Annotated in this window: 14 protein-coding genes and 1 riboswitch; of the genes, 7 read left to right on the forward strand and 7 right to left on the reverse strand. The window is 67.8% G+C overall.

What is annotated here, in order from left to right:
• Nucleotides 1-90 precede the first annotated feature (90 nt).
• From ACQI5H_RS10095 to ACQI5H_RS10105, 3 genes are all read left to right on the forward strand, one after another.
• Complete coding sequence (locus tag ACQI5H_RS10095; RefSeq protein ID WP_427079243.1) at nt 91-567, forward strand: VOC family protein; 477 nt, start codon at nt 91-93, stop codon at nt 565-567.
• 94 nt (nt 568-661) lie between these two features.
• Nucleotides 662-1564 (forward strand): alpha/beta fold hydrolase, encoded by a 903-nt coding sequence (locus tag ACQI5H_RS10100; protein ID WP_427079244.1) that lies wholly within the window; start codon nt 662-664, stop codon nt 1562-1564.
• A gap of 4 nt (nt 1565-1568) precedes the next feature.
• Nucleotides 1569-2819 (forward strand): WS/DGAT domain-containing protein, encoded by a 1251-nt coding sequence (locus ACQI5H_RS10105; RefSeq protein WP_427079245.1) that lies wholly within the window; start codon nt 1569-1571, stop codon nt 2817-2819.
• 1 nt (nt 2820) lies between these two features.
• On the opposite strand, the gene ACQI5H_RS10110 is transcribed toward ACQI5H_RS10105, so the two are convergent.
• Genes ACQI5H_RS10110 through ACQI5H_RS10120 form a run of 3 tightly spaced genes read right to left on the reverse strand, consistent with a single transcriptional unit; the run spans nt 2821 to nt 5707 of the window.
• Entirely contained in the window at nt 2821-3435 is a 615-nt protein-coding gene (locus ACQI5H_RS10110; protein ID WP_427079246.1) for a MarR family transcriptional regulator, read from the reverse strand.
• The gene (locus tag ACQI5H_RS10115) at nt 3432-5039 is read right to left on the reverse strand and encodes a pyruvate, phosphate dikinase (protein WP_427079356.1); all 1608 of its coding nucleotides are present in this window, start codon (nt 5037-5039) and stop codon (nt 3432-3434) included. The genes ACQI5H_RS10110 and ACQI5H_RS10115 overlap by 4 nt, the downstream gene beginning before the upstream one ends.
• A gap of 32 nt (nt 5040-5071) precedes the next feature.
• Nucleotides 5072-5707, reverse strand: a complete 636-nt coding sequence (locus tag ACQI5H_RS10120) for an NADPH-dependent F420 reductase (RefSeq protein WP_427079247.1) — start codon at nt 5705-5707, stop codon at nt 5072-5074.
• 47 nt (nt 5708-5754) lie between these two features.
• On the opposite strand from ACQI5H_RS10120, the gene ACQI5H_RS10125 reads away from it, so the two are divergent.
• On the forward strand, nt 5755-6264 hold the full coding sequence (locus ACQI5H_RS10125; protein ID WP_427079248.1) for a DoxX family protein: 510 nt from the start codon (nt 5755-5757) through the stop codon (nt 6262-6264).
• A 6-nt stretch (nt 6265-6270) separates the two neighbouring features.
• Here ACQI5H_RS10125 and ACQI5H_RS10130 read toward each other — a convergent pair whose 3' ends face one another.
• Nucleotides 6271-7644 (reverse strand): flavin monoamine oxidase family protein, encoded by a 1374-nt coding sequence (locus ACQI5H_RS10130; protein WP_427079249.1) that lies wholly within the window; start codon nt 7642-7644, stop codon nt 6271-6273.
• 125 nt (nt 7645-7769) lie between these two features.
• Here ACQI5H_RS10130 and prpD point away from each other — a divergent pair, with 125 nt between their 5' ends.
• Entirely contained in the window at nt 7770-9260 is a 1491-nt protein-coding gene (gene prpD / locus ACQI5H_RS10135; protein ID WP_427079250.1) for a 2-methylcitrate dehydratase PrpD, read from the forward strand.
• A gap of 32 nt (nt 9261-9292) precedes the next feature.
• Here prpD and ACQI5H_RS10140 read toward each other — a convergent pair whose 3' ends face one another.
• On the reverse strand, nt 9293-9517 hold the full coding sequence (locus ACQI5H_RS10140; protein WP_427079251.1) for a hypothetical protein: 225 nt from the start codon (nt 9515-9517) through the stop codon (nt 9293-9295).
• A gap of 123 nt (nt 9518-9640) precedes the next feature.
• Here ACQI5H_RS10140 and ACQI5H_RS10145 point away from each other — a divergent pair, with 123 nt between their 5' ends.
• Nucleotides 9641-11380 (forward strand): DUF3556 domain-containing protein, encoded by a 1740-nt coding sequence (locus tag ACQI5H_RS10145; protein WP_427079252.1) that lies wholly within the window; start codon nt 9641-9643, stop codon nt 11378-11380.
• A gap of 64 nt (nt 11381-11444) precedes the next feature.
• On the opposite strand, the gene metE is transcribed toward ACQI5H_RS10145, so the two are convergent.
• Complete coding sequence (gene metE / locus ACQI5H_RS10150) at nt 11445-13736, reverse strand: 5-methyltetrahydropteroyltriglutamate--homocysteine S-methyltransferase (RefSeq protein WP_427079253.1); 2292 nt, start codon at nt 13734-13736, stop codon at nt 11445-11447.
• Nucleotides 13737-13891: 155 nt separating this feature from the next.
• Nucleotides 13892-14077: riboswitch (cobalamin riboswitch) on the reverse strand.
• 49 nt (nt 14078-14126) lie between these two features.
• The gene (locus tag ACQI5H_RS10155; RefSeq protein WP_427079254.1) at nt 14127-14768 is read right to left on the reverse strand and encodes an NAD(P)-dependent oxidoreductase; all 642 of its coding nucleotides are present in this window, start codon (nt 14766-14768) and stop codon (nt 14127-14129) included.
• Between the two features lie 148 nt (nt 14769-14916).
• On the opposite strand from ACQI5H_RS10155, the gene ACQI5H_RS10160 reads away from it, so the two are divergent.
• The gene (locus ACQI5H_RS10160; RefSeq protein WP_427079255.1) at nt 14917-15243 is read left to right on the forward strand and encodes a hypothetical protein; all 327 of its coding nucleotides are present in this window, start codon (nt 14917-14919) and stop codon (nt 15241-15243) included.
• Nucleotides 15244-15253: the final 10 nt, after the last annotated feature.

Here is a 15253-nt window from a genome sequence, read left to right on the forward strand (position 1 = left end):
TTCACCCCCGAGCTGGCCCCGGCGGCGGTGAGTTTTCAACGTCGTCCGGGTCAATCCACAGTGACCCTGCTCTAACAACTAGGAGGCGGCATGCCATCGATCACGCCCTCGCTCTGGTTCGACCACAACCTCGAGGACGCGGCCACGTTCTACACCTCGGTGTTCCCCAACTCGCACATCGAGGGCTTCAACCGCACCACCGAGGCCGGGCCTGGCGAGCCGGGCACGGTGCTGTCGGGCAGCTTCGTGCTGGACGGCACCCGATTCATCGGTATCAACGGCGGCCCGATGTTCTCGTTCAGCGAGGCGGTGTCGTTCACGATCCACTGCAAGGACCAGGACGAGGTCGACTACTACTGGGATCGGTTGAGCGACGGAGGCGAGGAGTCGCAGTGCGGATGGCTGAAGGATCGCTTCGGTCTGAGTTGGCAGATCGTTCCCGACCGACTCTTCGAATTGATCAGCGACCCGGATCGTGTCCGCGCCGCGGCGGCCACCCAGGCGATGTATGGGATGCGCAAAATTGTGATCGCTGACCTGGAAAAGGCAGCGGGGCTCATCCCGTAGGCCGCCCGATCGTCCACCCATCGTCGAGTCGCTCCCGTCTTATATCCGCACGGGTTACGTTGGTCCGTGCGGACGCGCCGAACAGGGAGTCAAGATGGGTGAACCAGGCTGGATCGACGTGCCCGGCCCCGGCGGGGATCTGAAGGCACTGACCTGGGGTCCGAGCGACGGCCCGATCGCGCTGTGTCTGCACGGCTTCCCCGACACCGCTTACGGGTGGCGCAAGATGGCTCCGCGGTTGGCCGAGTCCGGTTGGCGAGTCGTCGCGCCGTTCATGCGGGGGTACGCCCCGTCGGCGATCCCGGCCGACGGCAGTTTTCACGTGGGTGCATTGATGGACGATGCCCTGCGCGTCCGCGCGGCGGCCGGCGGCTCCGAGCGCGATGTGGTGATCGGACACGACTGGGGCGCCATGGCGGCCACCGGCCTGGCCGCGATGCCCGACAGCCCGTTCGTCAAGTCGGTGATCATGTCGGTCCCGGTGTCCGCGGCATTCCACCCGCTGGGCCGGGTGACCGAGCGCGGCCGGCTGGCCCGCCTGCTATCGCGTCAGCTGCTGCGCAGCTGGTACATCTTCTACTTCCAATTGCCTTGGCTGCCAGAACGTTCCGCGTCCTGGGTGTTGCCGCTGCTGTGGCGACGGTGGTCGCCCGGCTATCACGCGGACGAGGATCTGCGCCACGTCGACGCCGCGATCGGGACAGCCGAGAGCTGGCGCGCGGCACTGGGACCATACCGGGCGCTGCGCAACGCCCGAGCCCCGGAGCGGTACGCCGAGTTGAACCGGCTCTGGACCGAGGCACCCATCCTGCCGAGTTTGTATCTGCATGGTCGCGACGACGGTTGCATGACATCGGCTTTCACGCACTGGACGGAAAAGGCGCTTCCCGCCGGCAGCGAGGCGGCCATCGTCGAGCACGCCGGTCACTTTCTGCAGCTGGAACAGCCGGACAAGGTCGCCGACCTGGTGCTCGCGTTTATCGGCCCCTCCGGCTGAAGCCGTGTCGGCGCACCGGATGGCGGCCGTCGATGCCCAGTTCTATTGGATGTCGGCCAAACTGCCCAACGATCAGTTCCTGCTCTACGCATTCGACGGTGCGCCGGCCGATCTCGGGAACGCCGTCGAACAGCTGCGCCGTCGCGCCGACGCTTGCCCGGAGCTGCGGATGAGGGTCGAGGACGGCAGCCGGATGACCTACCCGCAGTGGGTGCCGGCATCCGTCGGGCCAGAGCGGGTGGTTTGTCACGACGTGGTCGATCAAAGCTGGGGCGGCTGCCTGGCGGCCGTCGTCGCTCTCGCCGAAGACCAGCTCGACATTCGTCGGATGCCCTGGCGGATGCACGTGTTCACGCCCGTGCGCGGGATTCCGGGCGTCGCCGGGCCGGGATCCGTCGCGGTCATGCAGGTCGCGCACGCCCTGGGCGACGGCGCCCGCGCCTCGGCGATGGCGGCCTGGCTCTTCGGCCGGCCGGCGCCGGTGCGCGAGGTGACACGGCCGCGGCCGGGCTTTCTGCCGTGGCGGGCGGTCGATGCGGCCCGTACCCATCGCCGGCTGGTCCGCGATACCCGTGCGGGACTCGTGGCGCCCGGGGTCGGCCCCCGGCCGCCGCTGCCCACCAATGAACGCCCGGAGGGCGCCCGCTCGGTGCGCACGCTGGTGCGACACCGTTCGGAAGTGCCCGGGCCCACCGTCACCGTCGGGGTGCTGGCGGCGGTGTCCACGGCGCTGTCCGCGTTGCTCGGCGACGCCGCTGAGTCGCTGGGAGCCGAGGTTCCGATGGCTAAACCCGGTGTGCCACAAGCTCATAACCATTTCGGCAACATCGTCGTCGGGCTGTATCCCGATCTTGACCCGGATGCGCGCATCGAGCGGATCGCGACCGACCTGGCCAACGGCCGGCGTCGCTCCGAGCACCCGGCCATGCGTGCCGCCGACCGCGCCTTCGCCGCGGTGCCCGCTCCGCTGCTGCGCTGGGGCATCTCGCAATTCGACGCCGACGCCAGGCCCACGCAGGTGTCGGGCAACACGGTAGTGTCCAGCGTCAATCGCGGGCCGGCGGATCTGAGTTTTGGGGGTGCGCCGGTGGTATTGACCGCCGGATATCCGGCGCTGTCGCCGGCGATGAGCCTGACACACGGCGTGCACGGCATCGGCGATACGGTCGCGATCAGCGTGCACGCCGCGGCGTCGGCCTTTCGACCAGGCGCCGACGTCGATGCCTACGTGCAACTCCTCGATGCCGCGCTGTGAGCTATTGCGCGTCGCCGGATCTGGCCGCTTCTTCGCGGGTCAGGCCGACTGCGCCGATCAGCTCCTCGTGCAGTTCGAACCACACGGTATGGTACGAGTCGATCAGCGGCATGGTCAGCCAGGCGGTCTCGCCGTCCTTGACTTTGCCCAGTGCCGCAAGCAGTTTCGACGCATACGACTGCAGCCGCGGTAGCTGCCTGGCGGCGGCGTCGATGATCGGAACCACCCGGGCGTGCACGTCGTCGAGCCGGGCCAGCACCGCGGCGTCGTATTCGGCGTCGTCGTGGGTGTTGGGCTCGCCACCCGGGCCGCCTTTCAGTTGCCAGTCGGTGACCAGGGCCTTGAACTCGGCATTCACGGAACGAAAGTCGTGATAGGCGGCGGCCATTGCGGCTGGGTCGATGTCCTTTCGCTCCTTGGCGAGCAAGTGCTCCAGCCGGGTGCGGCCGTCGGGACTGAGTTTCAACGTCGCGCCGGCGACCAGCGAGCCGGACGCGGTCAGTCGCTCGACGGTGGGAGTGATGGCCTCGGGGTCTTCGCCCAACGTCTTCGCCAGGTCGGCGGGAGCCACCCGGCCCTTCAGCCGGACCGCTTGCAGCACAGCCAATTCCGTCACTGGCCCGCCAACTTCAATGCGGTCAGCATGACGACCAGCGGCGTCGCCGACACCACGTCGCGATGCCCGGCGTCCAGGGCCGCGCGCACCGCAGCCTCGGAGGTGTCGTCCAGCCTCGGGTGGTCGCCGGTGGTGTGGGCGCGCAGCGGGACGATCGGTCGCGCGACGTCGGCCAGCTCGCGCAGCTCGGGCGTATCGGCCTCCGACCACGCGGATAGTGTCAGATTGCCGTCGCGCACTTCGCCTGCCGAGCCGTCGACGGTGATCTGCCTGCCGGCCAGCGCCGCGGCGACTCCCCGGCCGCAACCCACCACGGCCACCCGGCCCAGTTCGCGGCTCACCACCGCGGCGTGGCTGGCGGCCCCGCCCACCTCGGTGACAATGCCTTGTGCGGCCAGCATGCCCCGGACGTCTTCGGGCCTGGTGTGATCACGCACCAGGATCACTGGCTCACCCCGGTCGGCGGCATCCAGTGCCGCGTCGACGTCGGTGTACGCCTTACCCGATACCACCCCGGGACAGGCGGGTAGGCCGGTCGCCAGAAGCGGTGCGGCCAACCGTGTTTCGGGCTGCAGCGCCGGACGCAGCAGGGCCTCGACGTGGGCCGGCGTCACCCGCCGCAGCGCCTCGGTGTCGTCGATGAGCCCCTCGCGCCGCAGTTGCAGCGCCAGTCGCACCGCCGCCTGCGCCGAGCGCTCGGCCGCCCGTGTCTGCAGCAGCCACAACTTGCCGACTTCGACGGTGAACTCGATCTCTTGCACGTCGGATCCGAGCCGCTCCAGGCTGCGGGCGGCGTCCATCAGCTCGTCGTAGACGTCGGGTTGTTCGTCGCGCAATGCGGTGATCGGTTCGACGTCGACGAGCCCGGACACCACGTCGTCGCCCTGGCCGCCCGGCAGCCATTCACCGAACGGTTCGTTGGCGCCCGTAATTGGGTTACGCGAAAAGACCGCTCCGGCACCGGAATTGGGGCCCTGATTTCCGAACACCATGGCCTGCACCACCACCGCGGTCGCTGCGCGGTTGTCGAGGCCGTAGTGGGCGCGATAGGCGACCGCGCGCGGTGAATTCCAGGAGGCGAACACGGCTTGGATGCCCGCCCGCAACTGCGCGTGCGCATCGGCGGGTAAGGGGTCTGAGGCGGCTCCCACGGTGCGTTGATACGTGGCCGTGAAGCGCCGGCGGGTGTCGCGGGCGAACGCCGGGGTCGCCAACCCGGCGAGTGCCCGCTCCACGGCATCGTTCATACCCAGGTTCAGGATCGTGTCCATCATGCCGGGCATGGAGTGTGTGCCTGCCGAGCGCACACTTACCAGCAGCGGGCGCGGGCCCCGCCCAAAGGTGCGCGAGGTCTCGGCCTCCAGCCGGCTGATCCCGTCCAGCACCTCGTCCCAGATGGCATCCATCGTCGCCGCTGGATCGGCGTGATACTTCAGGCCCACCGCGGTGGTAATGCAGAACGCGGGCGGTACGGGCAAATTCTGCCGGCGCATCACGTCGATGCCGTGGCCCTTGTTGCCCAGCAACTCGCGCGGGAGATTCGCGTCGCCGTCGAGCAAGACGACCGCCACGGTGCACCCCCTCGTCACGCGGCCCGCCCCCAGTGGGACCTTCCCAGCAGGCCTCGACGAGTATGTCAGGACGTTCCGCGCAGCAGTCCGAACCCAAAGTTCGTGCCGAACCCGCGACGTAGGGCCAGGTGGATCCAGAGCAGCCCGTAAGGCTCGAGGAGGCGTGCCAGGGTCAGGTCGCCGACGTCGACGGTCTCGAAGCCGAGCTCGGCGACCAGTCCGGCGGTCACCGACCTGGCCGCGTCGTCGTCGCCGCAGACGAACATCACCGGTTCGCCCGGCAGCTGCGGTGAGTCCATCATCGGGAAACCGATTTGGTTCATCGCCTTGCACACCCGGGCGCCGGGCGCCCATTTCGCGACTTCTTCCCCGCCCGAGGTCGTGTGCCCGACCTCCAATGCCGTGAAGTCGGGGGTCAACGGGTTGGTGCAATCGATGAGGACTTTGCCCGTTAGGTCGCCGCAGCCCTGCACCGCCGACTGCGTGGTCTGCCACGGTGTGCACAGCACGACGACATCGGCGGCGGCCGCGGCGGATTCGTTCGTCTCGACGCCGCCGAGCGCGGCGTATTTCGGGTCGTCGGGGTTGCGGACACCGAATGTGACCTGGTGGCCGCGGTTGCGCCAGGCGGTGCCCAATGTGGTGCCGACATTGCCGGCGCCGATGATTGCGATCTTGATGCCGGACTCCTTCCCGTCCAAGAACGCTACTCGCGAACGCGAAGGTTGAATGATCTAAGTTTGCAGCTATGAATGTGTATGACGTCGGGTTACTGATCCTGCGGCTGGTGCTGGGACTGACACTCGCCGCGCATGGCTTCAACAAGTTCTTCGGCGGAGGCCGGATACCGGGCACCGCCCGATGGTTCGAGAGCATCGGCATGAAGCCGGGTAGGTTTCACGCCGCCGTGGCCGCCACCACCGAGGTCTCCGCCGGACTCGGTCTGGCCGCCGGGCTGCTTACCCCGATCCCGGCCGCGGGTTTTGTGTCGCTGATGTTGGTCGCGGCGTGGACCGTGCATCGCCCGAACGGCTTCTTCATCGTCAAGGAGGGCTGGGAGTACAACCTGGTGCTGGCGGTCAGCGCCGTGGTGGTGGCCACGTTGGGCGCCGGCAGGCTCAGCCTGGACTGGCTGATCTTCGGGAAGAACTGGCTCGACGGATGGCAAGGCCTGGTGCTGTCCGTAGCGCTCGGCCTCGGCGGAGCCCTCGGCCAGTTGCTGATCTTCTACCGACCTCCGGCCAAACAAGCCGGGTAGTCGACATCAAGTCGTGGCGGCGACCACCTCGGTGTCGAGTGCCATCACCTCGGCCGCCGCACGTTCGCCGGAGCGGATCGCGCCGTCGATCCAGCCACACATGATGGCCGAGCTCTCCGTCCCGGCCCAGTGGATGCGTCCGCAGGGCTCGCGCAGGGTGTAGCCGTATTCGGTTAGCACGCCGGTGGGGGCGTGGCCGATCATTCCGCCGCCGGAGTAGCGGTCGGTGGTCCAGTTCTGTTCGTGGTATTCGTGCGGCGCTTTGGCCTTGGTGCCGAACCGATCGACGAGCTCGCCGATGACCACCGCTCTGCGCTCGGCCTCGTCGAGGTACGTCAGCCGGCGTGCCGCGGGTCCCTCGGTGATGACGCACATGATGCCCGGGTCGGCGGTGTCGGTGCAGGCGTCGATGGTCAGGGTGGCGGGGGAGTTCGGCGCGGCGGACTGGCCGGACAGTCCGTCGGCCCGCCAGAACGGCTCGTCGTAGAAGATCGAGGTCTTGATGACGGCGCCGCTTGGAATGCGCTGGTGCAGAAACGCCCGGTCCACCGGAAGCATTGGCTCGTAGAGGATCGAGGTGGCGATCGCCAGCGGGATCGCGACGATGACTCGGCGCGCCCGCACCGTCAGGTCGGCCGCGCTGACCGTGACGCCGTCGTCGTCCTGGGTGATCTGCCGGACCGGCTGCGAAAGATGAAGTGCCTCACCGAGTTCGGCCACCATCGGCCGGTGCAGGGCGCCCATGCCGCCGACCGGACGGGCATCCTGCGAACCACCCTTACCCGAGATCGCGAAGGTGAGTCCGCCGGCCGACGCCGTCTGCAGCAGCCCCCACAGCAGTGACGTCTCCGACGCCGCCGAGGTGTACAGGCCGGCAAAAGCCATGTCCAGCATCTCGGCGGCCTCCTTGGACATGGAGTTCTTCTCGATCCATTGCCCGATGCTGATTCGGTCCCATTCGTGGGCCTTCTTGGCCTCCCAAGGGGCCTCGCGTGGAATCGCTTTGCACATCTTCTCGATGGCGGCCAAACCGAGCCCGAGGTTTGCGACGGCCCATGGGCTGACGGTCCACGGGATGCTGCCGCCATAGCGGTGCTTCTTGCCGCCGACGATCATCATCGCGTCGCCGTCGTTGTGCTGCTTGTACTCCGGAACGCCGAACTCGTTCATCAACGCGTAGATGCGGTCCTGGCCCGGCCCGATCCACGCGCCACCGCGGTCGACCCACACGCCGTCGTCGCGGGTGACTGTGAACGTGCGGCCGCCGACCCGGTCGCGCGCCTCCAGCAAGGCCACCGATCGGCCGGCTTGCTTGAACCGCAGGGCGGCCGTCAGCCCGGCGAATCCCGCACCGACCACGCAATAATCGACATCAGCCACGATCGGCTCCTCACCTAGCCCCGCCCCAGCAGCAAACTACACCGATCAGGGCACCCGCCGTGCCGAGTTCACGCGGATTTCTGCGTGCGTTCTCGTCTGCCCTAATGCGGCCTAGTGTGCGGATCATGTTGGTGCACACCGTTCGGACGCGGCGCAGTTCCGATGACTTTCCGCGCGCCGAGCACTTAGCCGCCAAGATCGCCGAGGTCGCCGCCGATCCGGTTGCAGTCGAGCCGAACACCGCCGAGATGGTGGCGAATCGGATCATCGATAACGCGGCCGTCAGCGCCGCGGCCGTGCTGCGCCGGCCGGTCGCCGTGGCCCGTCGGCAGGTGCTGGCCCATCCCGCGCGGCCGGGGGCTGCGGTCTTCGGCGTCGAGGGCGGTTATTCGGCGGAATGGGCGGCCTGGGCCAACGGCGTCGCGGTGCGCGAGCTCGACTTCCACGACACGTTTCTGGCCGCGGAATACTCCCACCCCGGCGACAACATCCCCCCGCTCGTTGCGGTGGCGCAGCAGCTCGGTGTGCCAGGCGCCGACCTGATCCGCGGCGTGGCCACCGCATACGAGATCCAGATCGGCCTGTCGCGCGGAATCTGCTTGCACGAGCACAAGATTGACCATGTCGCGCATCTCGGCCCCTCGGTGGCCGCCGGTCTGGGAACCATGCTGCGGCTGGACACCGAGACCATCTACCACGCGATCGGGCAGGCCCTGCACCTAACCACGAGCACCCGCCAATCCCGCAAGGGCCTGATCTCCAGCTGGAAAGCGTTCGCTCCGGCGCACGCCGGAAAGATCGCGATCGAGGCGGTCGACCGGGCGATGCGCGGCGAGCGCTCGCCCGCGCCGATCTGGGAGGGCGAGGACGGCGTGATCGCCTGGCTGCTGGGTGGACCCCAGTGCGAGTACCACGTGCCGCTGCCGGCTCCCGGCGAGCCCAAGCGGGCCATCCTGGACAGCTACACCAAGGAGCATTCGGCGGAGTACCAGAGCCAGGCGCCGATCGACATGGCCCGGCGGCTGCGCCGGCGGATCGGCGACCTCGACCAGGTCGCCTCGATCGTGCTGCACACCAGCCACCACACCCACGTGGTGATCGGGACGGGCTCTGGGGATCCGCAGAAGTTCGATCCCGACGCGTCACGGGAAACGCTGGACCACTCGCTGCCCTACATCTTCGCCGTCGCGTTGCAGGACGGCGCGTGGCATCACGAACGGTCCTACGCTCCGGAGCGTGCGCACCGGCGCGACACCGTCGAGCTGTGGCGCAAGATCTCCACCGTCGAAGACTCCGAATGGACCCGCCGCTATCACTCGACGGATCCGGCCTTCGGTGCGCGGGCGGAGGTTACGCTCAAGAGCGGCGAGGTGATCTTCGACGAGCTGGCCGTCGCCGATGCACATCCGTTGGGGGCGCGGCCTTTTCGGCGCCCGCAGTATCTGCAGAAGTTCTCCGACCTCGCCGACGGCATCGTGGAGCCGGCCGAGCAGCGCCGGTTTCTGTCCGCGGTGGAATCCCTGGCCGAGCTCGAGGACGTGGATGCGCTGAACGTGGTGATCGACCCGCGGGTGCTGGACAGCGCGCCGGTCATCCCGGCGGGGATCTTTCGCTGACTTACCCTCTGCGCTCGGGGCTTTGACTGGGGCTACGGCGCGGAAGGTCCGCCGTACTGCCACACCAGAGTGTGGTCGCCGGTCATCGTCGGGTTGCACCACATCATCCGGCTGTTGACGTCTTTGGTGGTCGCGTGCAACACCGTGCACCCATCGCCGGGTGCCGGCGGGTCGGCGCGAGCGATACCGCCCGCGGCGAAGGTGACCGGTCCCAGCGCGGCCATCATCGCCGCGATGCCGAATCGAAGTTTGCTCATGATGGATGTCTCCCCAGGACATGCCGACCCGACCTCACCGTATCCGGCGAGAGAGCCGCAGGCAAAGAATTCTTTGCCCCTACCCAAGCCACGCGCCTAGAACGCGTTCTAATCTGTCAAACCATGGGATTTCTCAAGCCTGATCTGCCGCAGATCGACATGGCCGAGTGGAGCAAGGGCACCCGCAGCGAGAAGATCCGCCCGATGGCCAGGCACTGGGCCGAGGTGGGCTTCGGCACGCCCGTCGCACTGCACCTGTTCTACGTCGTCAAAATCCTTCTCTACATCCTTTTCGCGTGGTTGTTTGCCTCGGCCACCAACGGAATTGGCGGGTTCACACACGTCGCGTCGTGGTGGTCGGAACCGATCGTGTTCGAGAAGGTCGTGCTCTACACGATGCTCTTCGAGGTGATCGGGCTGGGCTGCGGGTTCGGTCCGTTGAACAACCGGTTCTTCCCGCCCCTGGGCTCGGCCCTGTATTGGATGCGGTTCGGCACCATCCGGTTGCCACCGTGGCCGGATCGCGTCCCCGGGACCAGCGGAACCAAGCGCACTCCGTTCGATGTCGCGCTGTATGCGCTGCTGTTGCTGGTGACGCTGAGGGCGCTCTTCTCGGACGGCACCGGGCCGGTGCCCGAGCTCGGCACGACGATCGGGTTGCTCCCGACGTGGGAAATCGTGACGATCCTGCTCCTCGTCGGCGTGCTGGGGCTGCGCGACAAGGTGATCTTTCTGGCCGCTCGCGGCGAGGTGTACGTGACCATGACGGTGACGTTCTTGTTCGGGGGCGTCGACATGATCGTCGCCGCCAAGCTGGTGTTCCTGGTCATCTGGATGGGCGCGGCGACGTCGAAGCTCAACAAGCACTTCCCGTTCGTGATCTCCACGATGATGTCCAACAACCCGCTGATGCGGCCCCGGTGGCTGAAACGGCGCTTCTTCGAGAAGTTCCCGGACGACCTGCGGCCCGGGCTGCTGTCGCGGCTGCTCGCGCACCTGAGCACCGCCATCGAGATGTTGGTTCCCCTGCCGCTGTTCTTCTGCCACGGCGGCTGGCCGACCACGATCGCGGCCATCGTCATGGTGTGCTTCCACCTGGGAATCCTGGTATCCATCCCCATGGGGGTGCCGCTGGAGTGGAACGTCTTCATGATCTTCGGGGTGTTGTCGTTGTTCGTCGCACATGCCCGCTTGGGCTTGGGCGACCTGAAACACCCTGTGCCGGTGGCGATCCTGTTCGTCGTCATCGCGGGCATCGTCGCGCTGGGCAACATGTTCCCGCGCAAGATTTCGTTCCTGCCGGGCATGCGCTATTACGCCGGAAACTGGGACACCACGCTGTGGTGCATCAAGCCGTCGGCCAACGACAAGATCGGCAGGGGCATCGTGGCGATCGCCAGCATGCCGCAGGCGCAGCTGGAGCGGTTCTACGGCAGCCCGGAAGCCGCGCAGATCCCGATCTACATGGGGTATGCGTTTCGCGGATTCAACACGCACGGCCGCGCGCTGTTCACGTTGGCGCACCGGGCGATGGCCGGCCAGAACGAGGACGACTACGTCATCACCGATGGCGAGCGGATCTGCAGCACCGCCATCGGCTGGAACTTCGGCGACGGCCACATGCACAACGAACAACTGATCACCGCGATGCAGGAGCGCTGTCACTTCGAGCCGGGCGAGGTGCGGGTGGTCCTGCTCGACGCGCAGCCGATCCACAAGCAGACCCAGGAGTATCGCCTAGTCGACGCCGCCACAGGCGAATTCGAGCGCGGCATCGTTCGGGTCGCCGACATGGTGACCCGGCAACCCTGGGCCGACGACGTCCCGGTCCAGGTGCTGTCCGGGACTGCTGCCGCCGAATAGGTTCGCGAGTGTAACCACACTGCGAAAAAGCGTGTCGAAAATCGCAGTGTGGTTACGCTCGCGGCTAAGCCCCCGTCCGGACTTCCCGCGCCGCGGCGACCATGTTCCGCAGCGACGCGGTGACCTCGTCGACGTTGCGGGTCTTCAGCCCGCAGTCGGGGTTGACCCAAAGCCGTTGCGCCGGAACGGCGCGCAGCGCCGCGCGCAACGATTCGGCCATCTCGCCTTCGCTCGGCACCCGCGGCGAGTGGATGTCGTAGACGCCCGGACCCACGCCGTTGGCGAAGCCGGCGGCGTTCAGGTCGTCCAGCACCTCCATGTGTGAGCGCGCCGCCTCGATGGACGTGACGTCGGCGTCGAGGTCGGCGATGGCCCCGATGACGTCGCCGAACTCCGAGTAGCACAGGTGCGTGTGGATCTGCGTCGAGTCGGCGACCCCTGACGTGGCCAACCGGAAAGCGCCTACGGCCCAACGCAAGTACTCGTCCTGCTCGGCGCGACGCAACGGCAGCAGCTCGCGCAACGCCGGCTCGTCGACCTGGATGACCGCGATGCCGGCGGACTGCAGATCCACGGTCTCGTCCCGAATCGCCAGCGCGACCTGGTTGGCGGTGTCGGCCAGCGGCTGGTCGTCGCGGACGAACGACCAGGCCAGGATCGTGACCGGCCCGGTCAACATCCCCTTCACCGGTTTGTCGGTCAGGGACTGTGCGTAGGTGATCCACTCGACCGTCATCGGATGGGTGCGGACCACGTCGCCGTAGAGGATCGGCGGGCGGACGCAGCGGCTGCCGTAGGACTGCACCCAGCCGTTCTGCGTGGCGAAGAAGCCCTCGAGCTGCTCGGCGAAGTACTGCACCATGTCGTTGCGCTCCGGCTCGCCGTGCACCAGCACGTCCAGGCCGAGTTGCTCCTGCAGCGCGATGACGTCGGCGATCTCCTTGCGCATCTTGCCGACGTACTCGGCCTCGTCGATCTCGCCGGATCGAAATGCCGCGCGCGCCTTGCGGATTGCCGATGTCTGCGGGTAGGAGCCGATCGTCGTGGTCGGCAGCGGGGGCAGCTGTAGCCGCGCCTCCTGGCTCGCGCGGCGCGCGGCCGCCTCACCGCGGTGGGTGCCCGACGCGACGATCGAGTCGATGCGGGCCCGGACTTGTCCGTTGTGCAGCCGCGGGTCGCCGCGACGGGACGCGACGGCGGCGTTGGATGCCGCGATCTCGTCGGCGACCGTGTCGCGTCCGTCGTGCAGCGCCCGCGCCAGCGTCACCACCTCGGCGACCTTCTCCCGCCCGAAGGCCAGCCAGCCGCGCAGGGCGTCGTCGAGCTCGGTTTCCGGCTCCAGCGAATACGGCACGTGCATGGTCGAGCACGACGTCGACACCGCGACGTTGGCCGCGGAGCCGAGCAGCGTCGCCAGTTTGCCCAGTGCCGACTCCAGGTCGGTGCGCCAGACGTTGCGTCCGTCGACGACGCCGGCCACCAGGGTCTTGCTCGCCAATTCCGGAATCCCGGCCAGGGCCGTGCCGGCGCCGGCGACCAGGTCGACGCCGATCGCCTCGATGGGCGTGCGGGCAAGCGCCGCCAGGGATGCGCGCAGGTCGCCGAAGTAGGTGGCGACATGGATCGCGGGGCGGTTGCTCACCGAGCCCAGCGCGTTGTAGATGGCCTCCGCCAGCGCGGGCGCGTCGGGGGAGATGTCGGTTACCAGCGCCGGTTCGTCGAGCTGCACCCACTGCGCGCCTCCAGAAGACGGGTCGGCGAGCAGCGACAGCAGCTCGGAGTAGATCGGGACAAGCTCCTGTAGCCGCTCGATGGGTGCGTTCCCGCCATCGACGCCCTTGCTCAACAGCAGGAACGTGACCGGTCCGATGACGACGGGACGCGCCGGAATGCCTTGTCCGAGCGCCTCTTTCAGCTCGGAAAGGACCTTGTCCGGGTTCAGCGCAAACCGGGTTGCGGGCTCGATCTCGGGAACCAGGTAGTGATAGTTGGTATCGAACCACTTGGTCATCTCCAGCGGCGCGACCTCATCATTGCCGCGCGCGGCGGCGAAGTACCGGTCCAGCTCGTCGGGTACGTCCGCGGCCCGGGCCGGTAGGGCACCGAGCATGACGGCCGTGTCGAGCATCTGGTCGTAGTACGAGAAGGTGTTCACCGGCACCGAATCCAGGCCGGCGGTCGCCAGGCTTGCCCACATGTCGTGGCGCAAAGTCGCGGCGATGGACTCCAATTCCGATCGGCTGGTGCGTCCGGCCCAGTAGCCTTCGGTCGCGCGCTTGAGTTCGCGTTTCGGGCCGATGCGCGGCGAGCCGGTAACCGTGGCGGTGAATGGCTGACTACTTACGAAGCGAGTCACGATGTCGTCCTTCATTCGACGGTTTGGTCACCGCCGGCGGACGTGCAGCCGATTCCGATCGCGGCGCGTACCACCGGCACACAAACCGCAACGGCCACGGCCAAACGCCCATTCCACGAGGCGATGAGCCCGCCGGACGCGGCGCGCCCGGCACAGCCGGCAGGTCTTCGGACTCGCAGGCGCGCACTGTTGTGGTGCTCCTACTGGCCGTCGCTTCCCGGTCTTTCACAACCAGTGCTTGGTGACGGCGGTCGTTCCTGCATACCGCTGCGGGACAGTCCCGGACTCTCACCGGGTTCCCTCTCGCGACGCGTGTCTAACATGCCTCGCTCGATGCCGGCGCCGCGTGGTGCGGCGACGGCAGACCAGCTGCGCCACGCAGTTTATCGGTCAGCGACCCAGCGCCTCCGCGATGGGCACCTCGCCATTGTTGAATCCAATGGTGCGGCGGATGGTCGAGTCGTCTGCCAGCGCGGCCGCGACGACGAGCGCGACGTCGGCTCGCGAGACCTCACCCTTGCCCTTGCCGATCGCGATCCGGCCGGTGGCGGGTTCGAGGGTGAGCCGGCCCGGTCCCAGCACCGTCCAGTCCAGCGCGCTGGAGCGCAGATGGGCGTCGGCGGCGGCCTTGGCCTCGGCGTAGGGAAAGAACGGATTATCTTGCGGTACACCATGATCCGAACCGGCGCCGAAGTACGACACCATCACGAACCGCGGCACGCCCGCCTGCCCGGCCGCATCGATAGCCCGGATCGCGGCGTCGCGGTCGACGGCGTAAGTGCGCGCCGGATTGCCACCACCGGCTCCGGCGGAGAAGACGACCGCGTCGTGCCCGCGCAGCAGTTCGGCAAGCGCGGGGGTATCGAGCTGCTCGATATCGGCCACCACCGGCTGGGCGCCGGCCGCCGCGACGTCGTCGCCGTGGTCGGGATTGCGGAAGACCGAGGTCACCTCGTCGCCGCGCTGGGCGAGGATGTGGGCCAGCTGCAGCGCGACCTTGCCGTGGCCGCCGATGATGACGATGCGTGCCATGCCCCCGAAGGTACCGCCGTGTAGTGATCGCCTCAGCGCGAGATGTTGGGATCGGTAGCAAAGCAGGCGGTGCAAATTTGAGTCGGCAACAAATGCAGTAACACGTCGCGTGCCGGGGGAGGCCGCACTGAGCAAGGAGAAACCCAACATGAACAGCACCCGCAGCCTGCGACGAGGAATCACAGGGCTAGCGACGGCGACGTTGCTGTTCGCCGGTGGTGGGCTGGGCGCAGGCATCGCCCAGGCGCAAGGACCCGGCCCACATCACTGGTGCCCAGGGGACTCCATCTACTACCCGACGGGGCCGGGCCCTCATTACGGCTGGGACTGGAATGTCTGCCACACCTACTACTGGGTCAATGGGAAGGGCAATGTTCCCTATGACGGCAAGCTGCCCAGCGATCTTTACGACGGAACGAATCCCCCGCCGGCGGCGGACAACCCCACGTGCCGTGTCATTGGGTGTGCCCCCTGACGAGGCGCGG

This window comes from Mycobacterium heidelbergense, from assembly GCF_050205645.1.
Taxonomy (GTDB): Bacteria; Actinomycetota; Actinomycetes; order Mycobacteriales; family Mycobacteriaceae; genus Mycobacterium; species Mycobacterium heidelbergense_A.